The organism is Pseudomonas sp. LD120, assembly GCF_009861525.1.
Taxonomy (GTDB): Bacteria; Pseudomonadota; Gammaproteobacteria; order Pseudomonadales; family Pseudomonadaceae; genus Aquipseudomonas.
Genome location: NZ_WVHL01000005.1, coordinates 1,702,991 through 1,716,200, shown reverse-complemented (window position 1 = coordinate 1,716,200; position 13,210 = coordinate 1,702,991). Strand labels below are relative to the sequence as shown.

The 13,210-nt window shown below is 61.3% G+C and carries 15 protein-coding genes; 3 read left to right on the top strand and 12 right to left on the bottom strand.

Features of this window, described 5'->3' with window-relative positions:
* Positions 1–141: 141 nt before the first annotated feature.
* From PLD_RS22180 to yiaY, 8 genes are all read right to left on the bottom strand, one after another.
* Positions 142–1,227: a type I restriction endonuclease gene (locus PLD_RS22180; protein WP_159896537.1), complete on the bottom strand. Its 1,086-nt coding sequence runs from the start codon at positions 1,225–1,227 to the stop codon at positions 142–144.
* Between the two features lie 244 nt (positions 1,228–1,471).
* On the bottom strand, positions 1,472–1,996 hold the full coding sequence (locus PLD_RS22175) for a DUF4142 domain-containing protein (protein ID WP_159896535.1): 525 nt from the start codon (positions 1,994–1,996) through the stop codon (positions 1,472–1,474).
* Between the two features lie 167 nt (positions 1,997–2,163).
* A complete protein-coding gene (locus PLD_RS22170; RefSeq protein WP_159896533.1) occupies positions 2,164–3,513 on the bottom strand; it encodes a GGDEF domain-containing protein in 1,350 nt (449 codons plus the stop codon).
* Between the two features lie 105 nt (positions 3,514–3,618).
* Positions 3,619–4,257 carry a LysE family translocator gene (locus PLD_RS22165; RefSeq protein ID WP_159896521.1) on the bottom strand — a complete coding sequence of 213 codons (639 nt, stop codon included), beginning with the start codon at positions 4,255–4,257 and terminating at the stop codon, positions 3,619–3,621.
* Between the two features lie 125 nt (positions 4,258–4,382).
* A complete protein-coding gene (gene fos, locus PLD_RS22160; RefSeq protein ID WP_159896519.1) occupies positions 4,383–4,799 on the bottom strand; it encodes a fosfomycin resistance glutathione transferase in 417 nt (138 codons plus the stop codon).
* Between the two features lie 3 nt (positions 4,800–4,802).
* Positions 4,803–5,534 carry a hypothetical protein gene (locus PLD_RS22155; protein ID WP_159896517.1) on the bottom strand — a complete coding sequence of 244 codons (732 nt, stop codon included), beginning with the start codon at positions 5,532–5,534 and terminating at the stop codon, positions 4,803–4,805.
* Positions 5,535–5,544: 10 nt separating this feature from the next.
* Positions 5,545–6,279: a hypothetical protein gene (locus tag PLD_RS22150; RefSeq protein ID WP_159896515.1), complete on the bottom strand. Its 735-nt coding sequence runs from the start codon at positions 6,277–6,279 to the stop codon at positions 5,545–5,547.
* 259 nt (positions 6,280–6,538) lie between these two features.
* A complete protein-coding gene (gene yiaY / locus PLD_RS22145; RefSeq protein WP_159896513.1) occupies positions 6,539–7,687 on the bottom strand; it encodes an L-threonine dehydrogenase in 1,149 nt (382 codons plus the stop codon).
* 157 nt (positions 7,688–7,844) lie between these two features.
* On the opposite strand from yiaY, the gene PLD_RS22140 reads away from it, so the two are divergent.
* Positions 7,845–8,864: a DUF4917 family protein gene (locus PLD_RS22140; protein WP_159898187.1), complete on the top strand. Its 1,020-nt coding sequence runs from the start codon at positions 7,845–7,847 to the stop codon at positions 8,862–8,864.
* Between the two features lie 77 nt (positions 8,865–8,941).
* Here the strand turns inward: PLD_RS22140 and PLD_RS22135 are convergent, their stop codons facing one another.
* Entirely contained in the window at positions 8,942–9,484 is a 543-nt protein-coding gene (locus PLD_RS22135) for a helix-turn-helix domain-containing protein (protein ID WP_159896511.1), read from the bottom strand.
* A 161-nt stretch (positions 9,485–9,645) separates the two neighbouring features.
* On the opposite strand from PLD_RS22135, the gene PLD_RS22130 reads away from it, so the two are divergent.
* Positions 9,646–10,428, top strand: coding sequence for an aldolase (locus tag PLD_RS22130; protein WP_159896509.1), 783 nt, complete (start codon positions 9,646–9,648; stop codon positions 10,426–10,428).
* 32 nt (positions 10,429–10,460) lie between these two features.
* On the top strand, positions 10,461–11,348 hold the full coding sequence (locus PLD_RS22125) for a dihydrodipicolinate synthase family protein (RefSeq protein WP_159896507.1): 888 nt from the start codon (positions 10,461–10,463) through the stop codon (positions 11,346–11,348).
* 69 nt (positions 11,349–11,417) lie between these two features.
* On the opposite strand, the gene PLD_RS22120 is transcribed toward PLD_RS22125, so the two are convergent.
* The 3 genes from PLD_RS22120 to PLD_RS22110 all read right to left on the bottom strand — a co-directional run bounded on the left by PLD_RS22120 (position 11,418) and on the right by PLD_RS22110 (position 13,190).
* The gene (locus tag PLD_RS22120; protein WP_159896505.1) at positions 11,418–11,951 is read right to left on the bottom strand and encodes a hypothetical protein; all 534 of its coding nucleotides are present in this window, start codon (positions 11,949–11,951) and stop codon (positions 11,418–11,420) included.
* Positions 11,951–12,595 carry a hypothetical protein gene (locus PLD_RS22115; protein WP_159896503.1) on the bottom strand — a complete coding sequence of 215 codons (645 nt, stop codon included), beginning with the start codon at positions 12,593–12,595 and terminating at the stop codon, positions 11,951–11,953. The genes PLD_RS22120 and PLD_RS22115 overlap by 1 nt, the downstream gene beginning before the upstream one ends.
* 256 nt (positions 12,596–12,851) lie before the next feature.
* A complete protein-coding gene (locus PLD_RS22110) occupies positions 12,852–13,190 on the bottom strand; it encodes a YegP family protein (RefSeq protein WP_159896501.1) in 339 nt (112 codons plus the stop codon).
* Positions 13,191–13,210: the final 20 nt, after the last annotated feature.

Genomic DNA, 13,210 nt, shown 5'->3' with positions numbered 1-13,210 from the left:
TGCGCCCTGTCGCGCTGACCCGCTTCCACAGCACTCGCAAGCCTGGGGCTGCCCCCCCCCCCCCTCTTGCCAGCACGGCATGAACGCGACGGGGCAGCGGTCATCGGTTCCACGGCCAGGGCGTTTTGTCGAGCACGTCGCCTATTCGTAATAACCCACAGTTTTCTTCAGGTGCTCTGAATATTCGTAGATTTCATCAATGGAATTGATCGGGTGACGAGTCTCGACTTTGTCCTGGTCAAAAATACCGATGTATTTCTGAGCTCGATTGAAATGCAAACGGCAAATGGGCTTGCGATTGTTATCGTCGAGCAATATGCCGAAATAGCTCTGCGTATCTCGTTGAACAATACGCTTGGCATCGACCACCGAGCGCACCAAAGCACGCACGATGTGATACCCCTCAAGCTCTTCCAACGTCGTAAAGATTTTCTCATCCGGGCGGTTTTCATCATTAGTCGCCGCCGCTTCGTTGATAGAGGCCGATGGTTGAGGAACCACCATCTGGTTAGCGCCGCTCATTGCCGACTTGAGGCGTTCATTGATCTGTTCGTTGAGAAACTGCCCAAGGGCTTTGCGGGTCAGCTCAAAAAATTGCTCACGCACTTTTTGCGTGATCACGCCCTCGTAAACCCGTGATGCGAAAACTTTCACGAAGTCGTCATCAGGCTTGTTGACCTGGACAGCCATGACCTTCTTGATCTGACTGACGTACTTCAGCTCACCAGCCGCGCTGAGAATCGAGTCGACGTCGAATGCCGACTTGGTCAGCTTGATCAGTTCGGGAACCGAGTACTCGTCAATGTCCAGAAGATCCAGCTCGAGGAAGGGTTTTTCATCCATCTTGTTCGGTGCATCCAGATCAGTGAAAAACTTGTAGACCTGGCCATTGGTAAGAATGGAAATACGTGCGCTAGTGACATGGAAGTAACGAAACAACTGCGAGGCATGATTGATATGCAACGGCTCACCGATTTTCTTGCACTCGATGAGTATCTGTACTTCGCCTTCTTTCATAATCGCGTAATCAATCTTTTCGCCTTTCTTGGTTCCCACATCGCAGACGAATTCGGGAGTCACCTCCATGGGATCGAATACGTCATATCCCAGAACCGTACTGATAAAAGGCATGACTAAAGCGTTCTTCGTGGCCTCTTCGGTTTGAATAGCGGCCCCCTGCAAACGCACCTTGGCAGCGAGACTGGTTAGTTTCTCAATAAATTCCATGGACGACCTCTTACTGATTCCAATCCGTGTATTAGCGTGATGGCACTTTGAACGCCATTGATACTAGTCACAAACCGTCACAAAGAAAGGTCATGCCAACCACAACATGTCGGACTCCGCCCGCCCAACAAAACGTGGGCATACGGATCCGACACGCCGCTGAAAAATACACCCAAGGTGCAAGAGTGAAGAGGCCCATCTCTGGCAATAAGCGTGCGGGCCCAAAAACCGCAAAGATTGCCGGCTAGCCGTCCTGGCGCTCGATTGAACGACCGGCGCGCAGGGCCTTGGCTATTTTCAGGTGATTTTCGAGCTTGGGCAGGGTTTCCTCGGCAAAGGCCTTGAGCTGCGGCAGGTCGCTGTTATTCGCCTGTTGCTGGATCTGCTGGATTGCCTCTTCGGTGGCCTTGACCTGGTTTGCGGCATAGGCGCGGTCGAAATCTTCGTCCGCGGGCACGGGCGGTATCAGGCGCTTGGCCTGTTCCATCACCTGCTCCCGAGGCGCTACCGGCAAGTCCAGTTGCCTGGCGATCTTAGCCAGGTGCTGGTTGGCCGTGGTGCGGTCGTTGATCACTTGGATCGTGTACTGCTTGACCGCTTTGGACGAGGTTTTCTGATGGGCAAGGCGACTGGCCTCGATATCGGCCATCCCTTTGGCCGAAGCATCATCGATAAAGGCCGCAGGCGACTGGGCCAGGGCGCTGGTGGTGCAAAGCCCCAGCAGCAGCGCCAAACCGGCGCCGCGCATGACAGTGGCCATGGAATGCATAGTGTGGCTCTCCTGTTGCAAACGAATCTGGCAGGAGCTCCCGCCCCTGCCTGCATAGGGAAAAGCCAGCGCCGCAAAGGTTTAGAAAAAACTGCCCGGCACGACGAACGGCGAATGCAGAACAACCGCCGCTGGCGCGTCGCGACGGCTGCAAAACCGCGATCGGCCTAGGCGTTGGAACGCATCTTCTGCGCCCGTTTGACCGCGTACATGGCTTCATCGGCGTACTTGAATAACTGCTTTTCTTCCAGGCCATGGTCGGGGTAAAGGCCAATGCCGATGCTTGGCAAGATGTTCAATGAATGACCGTCCAGATGCAGTGGCTCGGCCAGCGCCTGACGAATTTTCTCCGACACCCCTTGAGCATCCTCACTGTGTTGAACGCTTTCCAGAAGGATCACAAACTCATCACCGCCCATGCGCGCCACGGTGTCGGCTTCGCGCACACAGCCCTTGAGACGGTTGGCCACCGCTTGCAACAACAGATCGCCCACCGCATGCCCGCAGACGTCGTTGACCTCCTTGAACCGGTCCAGATCGATATACAACAAGGCCAACCGTCCCGAGTCGCGCCGGGCACGGGCCAGGGCCAAGCGGAGGCGGTCGCGCAGCAGTTCGCGGTTGGGCAGATGGGTCAATTGATCGTATTCGGCCATGTAGTGCAGGCGGGCGTGCAACTGCTTACGCTCGATGGCGGCGGCCAGTTGCGCACTGACGTATTGCAGCAGTTCCAGTTCCTGCAGGCCGTAGCCTTGCGCGCCCGGCGCGCTCTTGACCATCAACACGCCAATGGTGCCCTTGTGCGAGTTGAGCGGTACGCCCAGCCAGCAACGGGGGCCCTGAATGGCCGCGAATTCACCCCAGGTGGCTTGCATCAGCGGGCACTCCGGCGTCAACAGCACAGGCTGGCCGCTGCTCAGCACCTGCGTGCAGAAGCGCCCGATCAAGGTCCCGGGTTGTTCCGGGCAGCCCTCGCAGTCATCGACGTGGTAAGGAAAACTCAAGCGCTCGCGGCGCTCGTCGCACAGCGCCAGGGAGCAATTCAATGCCGGCAGCCACTCGCCGATGATCCGGTGCACATGCTTGAACAGCACCAACAAATCTTCCGTGGCATGGGCCGCTTCGGAGATGGCGTAGAGCGCGGCCTGCTTGGATTCCGCCTGTTTGCGCTCGGTGATGTCCCGGGCCACGGCGATGCGTAACTGGTCCACTTCCGACCAACGCGCCGACCAAAGGATATGCGCCACCCGTCCGTCCTTGCGCAGGTAGCGGTTCTCAAAATTCGGCCTGGGCACACCGCCCATGATTTCCCGGGCGGCCTGCAAGGTGCGCTCACGATCGTCCGGGTGCACCAACTCGATCATCCGCCGACCGATCAACTCGTCAGCGGTGAAACCGAAGATCCGCTCACAGGCGGCGCTGACAAAGACAAAACGCCCCTCTGCATCCACTGCGCACACGGCATCCAGAAGTAGATCGATAAAACTGGCCAAAGGCGCAGAGTTCTTGGTTGCCATCAGAGAAAGCCACTACCCATGAAAAAAGCACTGAGTATCCATCCCTTGAGTCCGGTCAGCCAGCACTGAGCGCCGACTACGCACCGTCGCAACCCGCGAGCGGCGTTATGCCTTGTTGCCGATCAAGCCCGGCACGGCGTGCAGCAGGGCGTTGATCGCAAACCCGATGAACATCACCCCACACACTCGGCTGATCGCCCGTTCGTGACGTTGATAACCACTGCGCACCTGACGTGCGCCGACGATGCCGATGAGAATAGCGTATGCCGCCAGCCCCCCGAGGAAGCTCAGGGCGATCAGACCCGGAAGCATCGACCAATTGAGCGACTCGGCACGACTGGACAGCAGCGCGGTGAAGGTCGCGACCGCCACTGGATAGGCTTTGGGATTGGTCAGACCGAAGAAGATGCCGTGCCACAGCGGGTTGCGCGCCGGCCCCCTGGGCGCGTCATCGCGGGCGCCACGACGGCCGATCGCGCGCATTCCCAGCCACAACAGGTACAGGCCGCTGAGCACGCCAAGGATGTTGAACGCCTGGCTACCGATTTCCCGGGCCCCGACAATCGCCACCAACGCCGTACTGCACCAGAGCACATCCCCCAGCATATGCCCGCAGAGAAAACTGGCGCCGGCCTGCCGGCCTCGGGAGGCACCGATACCGAACACCGCCAAGACCCCGGGTCCGGGGGTGATGGCATAAATGAAACCCGAGGCGATAACGGCCAGCAGCAGCGATGAGGTCATCGGCAAGACTCCAGAACGGATGCACCTCACGGGAATGCCAGGCACAGCGCGAATCTGCCGGATTCTGCACGATCAAGGCACCTTGCCACCAGCGGCTTTCGTCAGCTGCTCCCGGTAGCGGCGCCTCAGTCGGCGGGGTAAAAGCGCATTCCTGCGTAAGGATGTTGGCGACAGGCCCGTAATCGCGAGGCCAAGTCACCGACATGAGCCTCCAGTCGATGCCCATCGGGATCGAGAAAGTAAAACGACGCGCCCTCGCTGCGGTTGTCGCGCCACTCCGGCACTTGCGCCTCACGCAGGCGCTGGACCAGCACTGCAAAATCTGCAGCGCCGACACCCAAGGCGTAATGGGTGTAATCGGCAACGGCTGGTGCCTGCCGTTGCGGGTCCAGGGAAAGGCACAGCCACAGCCCCGGCAGTGACAGGTAGGCCCCTGCATCCCAGGTGGCCTCCAGGCGCAGTTGCAACAGCGAGTGATAGAAGGCCAGGCTGCGGGGCAAGTCGCTGACCGCCAGGGTCAGGTGATTGAGGCCGGTGAGCATCGATTACTGTCCTTTCAGGGCTTTGCTCAGTGCATAGCGCTGGCCGTCATAATGCAGGGTCGCCACCGTGTTCCTGGGCGGCAGATCACGGCTTTCACAGCCGTCGCTGCCCTTGAAATGCCTGGTGCTGACTTCACGGGTACGCACGATCAGATCGGCATAACCGTTGCGCTGGCCACTGCCGACTTCCAGGGTCCGGTGCAGGGTCCGGGAGCGGCCCTCGCACTCACTGCCCCAGCCAAACTCGCCGTGGCTCTCATCCATCACCAATCCTTCCAGCAGCGGCAGGACTTCCTTGTCTTCACGTCGATACAGGGTCAGCACGCTTTTCTCGTAGGGCATGGCACTGGAGCTGTGGTGATAGAGAACCCGCAGGCCAAAGGCTCGCTGCTCTTTATTCAAACGGTAGCGCCCGGTGTCGATCTGCAGCCCCTGCAGGGCCACGGCATCGGAGAACAGAGCGGAGTCCTTGTAGTTGCTGGCCAGGGTCCAACCGGAGTCGATGTCCTGCAGCGATACGTCCAGGCTGTAGCTGCTGACGTCGCCAGTCTGGCTCCCGGGCATGGGCGTCGCCCGGGCACTGATGCTCAGCTCCGGCTCCGCGGGCCAGGGCTTGCAGACATAGAACTCTCCGGGAACACCCGTCGTGTTGTCGCACCCCGCTTGCGCCGCCGTGCCCCCCCCCAACCCGGCACAAAGGGCCAGGCCCAGGCCGCATGATTCAAGCCACTTCATCAAAACTCCCTCAGATACCGCTGTAACCATTGGGCAGGACGTAACGCTGGCCATCGTAATGCAGAGTGATGAGCACCGGTTTGGCGGTCACGGACGTGGACCGGCACGCTTCCCCGACTTTTTCGCTCTGGGTACTGACGCTGACCGAACGCACGATCAGGTCGGCATAACCATGGCTGCGGGTCTTGGCGATCTCCAGGGTACGCGTGGTTTGCGTGCCCTCGCCAGCGCACTGGCCATTCCATTCTCCGCTGTAGGAATGGGCCAGGAACTTCTCCAGCACCGGGCGCAGAGTGCTGCCTTCGCGCACGTAGAGGCTGAGCCAGATCTGATTGAAGGGATTGACCCGGGATGAGCCCTCGAACGCCGCCCGAACCCCAAACGCCCGCAGCTGTGGCGTCAATTGGAAGCGCCCGGTGTCGAGCGTCAGGCTGTCCAGGCGGAAGGCATCGGAAACAAAAGCCACAGGTTGCCTGTAACTGGCCAGGACCTGCCCGCTGTGGCGCTCCAGCAGCGCCAGTTGCAGGCTGTAGGTGCCGTCCCCCTGACCAGTGTCGCTGGGGTCCGGGACCCGTTCGGACAGCAGGCTGATGCTCTGATCGGCAAAGGCTGGCCAGTCCTTGCACAGGGAAAAGCCCGGGACCTCGGCATTGCGTGGCGGCGGCAGGCACTGGGCCGAGACCGTACCCAGCCACAGCAGCGCTAGGCTACCCAGAACAAGCGTCAGGAAGGATGGACGGTTCATTCACGGTTCCTTGTGATCAGACGGGATAAGAACCGCACTATCCTCTTTGGAACCTGTGCTTTCAACGCTGCTGACCTTGAATAGGATGACGCAAGTGCGCCTGGCCTGGTAACCGCTCCCTGCGCGTCCTGTCCCTGCGCTTGCCCGATCTGAAGCCCTCGCTCCGTGGGCAGAAGCCCGGCGGGGCCTGGACGGGCCCTTTGCCGGCAAGTCGACTCAGCAAGGGTCGGCCTGCCAGCACAAGTGCTCCAGCGGTTCCTCAAAATGCGCTGCGGAAAATCTCCTCGATCTGTCGTTGATCCGCCGCACGCGGGTTGGTCAGGCCACAGGCGTCTTTCAGGGCATTGGCCGCCAACAGCGGAATGTCTGTCAACTTGGCGCCCAACTCGCGCAGACCGGCAGGAATATCCACATCACGGGCCAGGGCGCGAATCGCCGTGATCGCTGCTTGAGCCCCCTCCTCCGGGCTGAAGCCACGAATGTCCGCGCCCAGGGCGTGGGCCACGTCGGTCAGGCGCTCGGCACAAACGCTGGCATTGAAGCTCTGCACATGGGGCAGCAGCACCGCGTTGCACACGCCGTGAGGCAGGTCGTAGAAACCGCCCAACTGGTGGGCCATGGCGTGCACGAAGCCCAGGGAAGCGTTGTTGAAGGCCATGCCGGCGAGGAACTGCGCATAGGCCATGTTCTCCCGCGCCAGCAGATCGCTGCCATCGTGCACTGCCTGACGCAGGTTGTGACTGATCATGCTGATGGCTTTCAACGCGCAGGCATCGGTGATCGGGTTGGCGGCGGTGGACACATAGGCCTCCACCGCGTGGGTCAGGGCATCCATGCCGGTGGCGGCGGTCAGGCCCTTGGGCATCGCCACCATCAGCGCCGGGTCGTTGACCGACAGCAGTGGCGTGACATTGCGGTCGACGATGGCCATTTTCACGTGGCGCGACTCATCGGTGATGATGCAAAAACGCGTCATCTCGCTGGCGGTGCCGGCGGTGGTGTTGATGGCGATCAGTGGCAACTGCGGTTTGCTCGACTGATCAACCCCCTCGTAATCGCTGATATGCCCGCCGTTGGTGGCACACAGGGCAATGCCCTTGGCGCAGTCATGGGGCGAACCGCCGCCCAGGGAGATCACGAAATCGCATTGCCCCTGCTGCAGGTGCGCCAGTCCTTGTTCGACGTTGGCGATGCTCGGGTTGGGCTTGGCGCCGTCGAAGATCTGCGAGTCGATGTCCTGCATCGCCAGCTTGTCGGCGATCATGCTGGCCACGCCAGCCTTGGCCAGACCGGCATCGGTAACGATCAACGCTTTACGAAAGCCATAGTTGCGGATGGCGCTCATGGCCTCGTCAAGGCAACCAATGCCCATGATGTTGACGGCTGGAATAAAGAAGGTGCTGCTCATGAGGAGGTCTCCGGGCGAATGCTCAATGCGGGATGTCGATTCAGGTCTGCCCGACAGGATCGACTGATCGGTCACGGACGATCTTGATCTGGCTCAAGAGTCGGTCGTGATAAAGTCGGCGCCCTGACTCCCTTCTGCCTTGAGACCGATGACCGCAATGATGGATTTCCAGGAATTTGACGCCGAACTTGAAGACTGGAACGCCCTGCGCGAAAGCACCTCGTTTACCGGCCTGCTGATCGGCAACGGCGCCAGTCGCGCTGTGTGGGAAGACTTCGCCTACGACTCGCTGTTCGAAAACGCCCGCACCGTGGAAGAAAAGCCCCTCAGCCCCTCCGAACTCAGCGTGTTCGAAGCCCTGCAGACCCGCAGCTTCGAGCAGGTATTGGGGGCGCTGAAAACCACCAGCCGGGTCAACAAGGCCCTGGCGGTCAGCTCGGCGGCACCGCGCAATCGCTACTACGCCATCAAGGAAGCGCTGATCAACACCGTGCACGCCGTGCACATTCCCTGGCGCCTGGTGCAGGCGCAGAGCCTGGCGGCCATCAACCAGGAACTGCGGCGCTATCCCACGGTGTTCACCAGCAACTACGACCTGCTCAACTACTGGGCCGTGCAGCATGACACCGAAGGCCTGGACGACCTGTTTGACGGTGCCGATCCGTCCTTCGAACTGGGCGCCGCCAGCACCGGGCAGGCCCGCATCCTTTACCTGCACGGCGGCCTGCACCTGGTGCGCAATCTGGACGGCAGCGCACGCAAGCTGACGTCCACCGAAGGCACCCTGCTGGGCAGCTTCGCCATCAACAACACCCTCAAGACCCTGGACGACGTGCCGCTGTTCGTCAGCGAAGGGCCGCTGGCGGACAAGCTCAAGACCATCCGCAGCTCGGACTACCTGTCGTTCTGCCACCAGCAACTGCTGGATCACAGCGGCGCCCTGTGCATCTTCGGCCACAACCTCGGGCCCCAGGACGCGCACCTGGTGCAGGCGATCCGCCAGTCGGCCGCCACGACCCTGGCGATCTCCATCTACCCGCGCAGCGCGGCGTTCATCCAGCACCAGAAGCGTCACTATGCCAAGCTATTCGAAGGCCTGGACCTGAGCCTGCGCTTCTTCGATTCCAAGACCCACGCCTTGGGCAACCCGGCGCTGTCGGTGCCCGTGGAACGCTGATTGCGCCGGGCGCGGGAGTCCTTGGGATTGCTGCAGGCCTGCGGCCCGTTCGCAGCCTTCGGCAGCGGCTACAAGGCTCAGTCTTCGTTGCTGTGCACGACCACCAGCAACTGCGCCTGCACGTCCCCCAGGGAGCGGATGCGGTGGGGTTTCTGCGCATTGAAGTGCAGCGCGTCGCCACGGTTGAGAATCACCCGCTCGTTCATGAAATCCACTTCCACCTGGCCTTCGTGGACGAACAGGAACTCTTCCCCCAGGTGTTCCTTGAAGGTCTTGTCACTGAACTCCTTGGCCGGGTAGATGATGAACGGCAGCAGGTTGCGCTCGCTGACCTGATGAGCCAGCACCGCATAGCCCGGGGCTTGGTCGTTGGTCGCCAGCGACTGGCGCTCGCCACTGCGCACCAGGCTGTAGCTGTCGAGGCTGATGCTGTCCTCGGCGAACAGCTCCTCGACCTTGACGTTCAGCGCCTTGGCCAGTTTCAACGCCGCCGCGATCGACGGAGTGTTCAACCCGCGCTCGACTTTCGACAGGTAACTCTTGGTCATCCCGGATTTTTCGGCCAGGGCCTCCAGGGTCACACCAAGTTTTTTTCTCAGTAATTTCAAACGGATAGACATGTAGAGCGGTTAATCCATCTAGGAAACAACGATTGGCGCTTGCCAATGACACAACGTGTCATATAGCCTCTTAAGTGTCATCGCGACTCACCCAACGACCTCGCAAGCAGCAGGTGAAGCGCAGATCCGACGTCCATTGCACTCCTCAAAGGACCTTCGACATGGCCAAGACATTAGCACTGCCCAAAGACCAGCTGGTCAAGCAAGCCCTGACCCAGATGCAAAACACCCTGGCGGATAATACGTGGACCGACCGGCAAAAGCTGGCCCTGACCTGCCGCATCCTGTTCGAGAACGGCCATGACTCGGGCCTGGCCGGGCAGATCACCGCCCGCGGCCCGCAACCGGGCACCTACTACACCCAACAACTGGGCCTGGGCTTCGATGAAATCAGCGCCAGTAACCTGCTGCTGGTCAACGAAGACCTGGACGTCCTCGAAGGCCACGGCATGCCCAACCCGGCCAACCGCTTCCACAGCTGGGTGTACCGCGCCCGGCCGGATGTGAACTGCATCATCCACACCCACCCGACCCACGTTGCCGCGCTGTCGATGCTCGAAGTGCCGCTTGAGGTGTCGCACATGGACCTCTGCCCGCTGTACGAGGACTGCGCCTTTCTCGAAGCCTGGCCGGGGGTGCCGGTGGGCAACGAAGAAGGCGAAATCATCTCCGCGGCCCTGGGCGACAAGCGCGCGATCCTGCTTTCCCACCACGGCCAGCTGTCCACCGGCGCCAGCATCGAGGAGGCCTGCGTGATCGCCCAACTGATCGAGCGCGCGGCCAAACTGCAACTGCTGGCCATGGCCGCCGGCCGCATCAAACCGATCCTCCCGGAGCTGGGCCGCGAAGCCCATGACTGGATCTCCAAGCCCAAGCGCCACGGTGCCGCTTTCAACTATTACGCTCGGCAAAACCTGAAAAAACACGCCGACTGCCTGAACTGATCCCCCCCCTTATGCCTTGCAGGAGTTGCACCATGCCTACCCCCAAGATCCACGGCATCATCGGCTACACCGTCACCCCCTTCGGCGCCAACGGCGAAGGCCTGGACCTGGATGCCCTCGGGCGTTCCATCGACCGCATGATTGACGCCGGCGTCCACGCCATCGCGCCCTTGGGCAGCACCGGCGAAGGCGCCTACCTCAACGACGCAGAATGGGATCAGGTCGCCGAGTTCAGCCTCCAGCACGTGGCCAAGCGCGTGCCGACCATCGTCAGCGTCTCCGACCTGACCACCGCCAAGGCCATCCGCCGCGCGCGCTTTGCCCAAGCCCAGGGCGCCGACGTGGTGATGGTGCTGCCCGCCTCCTACTGGAAACTCAGCGAGGCCGAGATCCTCGCCCACTACCAGGCCATCGGCGCCAGCATCGACGTACCGATCATGCTCTACAACAACCCGGCCACCAGCGGCACCGACATGTCGGTGGAGCTGATCCTGAAGATTTTCCACGCCGTGGAAAACGTCACCCTGGTCAAGGAAAGCACCGGCGACATCCAGCGCATGCACAAGCTGCAACTGCTGGGTGAAGGCCAGGTGCCGTTCTACAACGGCTGCAACCCCCTGGCCCTGGAAGCCTTCGCCGCCGGCGCCCGCGGCTGGTGCACGGCGGCGGCGAACCTGATCCCCCAGCTCAATCTCGATCTGTACCAGGCTGTGCTGGAACATGACCTGCAACGGGCCCGGGCGCTGTTCTACCGTCAGCTGCCGCTGCTGGACTTCATCCTCAAGGGCGGCTTGCCGGCCACGGTCAAGGCCGGGCTGGAACTGACCGGGCTGAACGCCGGCGAGCCACGCCGGCCGGTGTTTGCCCTGAACGACAGCGCACGCCAACAGTTGCAGACGCTGCTGCAGACCCTGAGTTGAAGCCCTGACCAAAAAGCCCGGGCGGCTGACACCGTCCGGGCTTTGGCATGGGTCACGTTCACGCGTGACTCAGTGACTGTTCAGCGCCACCGGGGCCAGGGCCTTGAACTGCGGGTCCTGCAGCATCTGCGCAATGAAGTCGTCGGTGATGCGCTGCACATGCTGGTATTGGCCACCATCGGGGTTGGCCCAACCGCGCCAGGAACGAGTGTGGTTGCTGACCCGGTACTTGGCCAGTGGCTGGTCGCCACGGCTGACATGGAACATCACCTGACTGTCCCAGGTGGCCCGGCCCGGTACGATGAAAAAGGTCATCGCACTGAGCAGCCCCATGGGAATGTTCTGCCAGCCAAAGTAATCACTGTTGGCCATCACGATCACGTTGTAGCCATCGACGCTGAACCCCGACTGCACCTGCTCGAAGGTGCCGCGCCGACGCAGTTCATCACGGATCAGGCCGGCAGGGATGGCCCCCATCACACTGACGCTGATCGCCGGCAACCGCTGCTGATAATCCACCTCGGCCGGCTTGAGACTATGGCTGGTCTGGCAACCGCCAAGCCCCAGCATCAGCACCAGCAACAACCACAACCGACTGCGCATTACAGATCCCCCGAGAGCATGGCCTTGAGCATCGACGCCTTGGGCCCCTGCTCCTTGACGATCAACGACGTGACGTCTTCCATCTTCTCGAGATCGACCCGCTGCAGGCTCGGCACCTGCGGGTACTTGGCGCGTACCAGGGCGGCGTCGCGCTCCAGGTGGTCACTGTGCAGAAACACGCACTTGGCCCCCGCCGCCGACAGGCAGCCAGCGCGGAAATCACCGACGTAATAGGCCTTGCCGGCTTCCAGTTCCAAGGGAATGGAGAAGTCTTCGCGGCTCCAGGCGGTGGCGTTACCGCGGTCGAAGTGCAAGTTGTAGATCTCGTAGCGCCCGGGTTTGAGCGGCATCACGAACAGGCTGCCAATGCCGTGCCAAGTCTCGCGCACATCCCGTGGCGTGCGGCCGTAGATCTGGTTGTACAGGCGCGCCGAGGCGAATCCTTCACCGCCCCGTGGGCGAATCAGCAGCATCTGTTCGTTGGCGGTGTGCACCGCCTTCGGCCAAATGCCCACCACGCCCACCACATACGCCCCCCCCGACTGCGAATCCGGGCGCATGCTCTCGGCGATTTTCGTGGAAGGCAGGCTGTAGCAACCGCTCAGCGCCAGCAGCGCGGCGAGTAATACGAGAGGGCGAATCATGAGGTCGCAGATCCCTTGGACAATGATCGATAACGTCACTCAAGGTGCCTGGCATGCCGAGCGCCCGGTGACGGGCGCGGAGGATAATGCATGCGATGGCGTTTCGCCATGATTCCATCGCCAGTCGGCTGACGCCCGGCAGAGGCTCGAATTCAAGCTCGCCGCCATCGCAAGTGACGAGCTTCAGCCAAGCCGATGGCGGTGCAGCAAGGCCGCCTGGCCCCTGATCAGGCCGGACGGCCTTGCTGCGCCGGGCTCAAACGGCAGTCAGGTCCTTGATGTTGTGGCTCGGGCCGTTGGCCTTGACGCTGGCAATGCCCTTGTCCCGGGCTGCTTCCGACGAATAGGTTTCACTGCTGCCGATGATCTGGTGATTGGCTGCCTTGAGATTGAAATAGGGTTTACCGTCCTTGGCGCTCTTGCGTTCGTAGCGTTCCTCCAGCGGGCTGTTGGTCTGCACCGAGGCAATGCCATTCTCTGCGGCAGCGCGGGTGGTGTATTGCTCGCTGGTGAGAATGATCTCGGCGTTGGCCGCCTTGAGTACAAAACGGAACTGGCCGTTGCTGCTTTTCTTCAACTCATACCATCCGGACATGCTGTTGCTCCTTGTGTTGA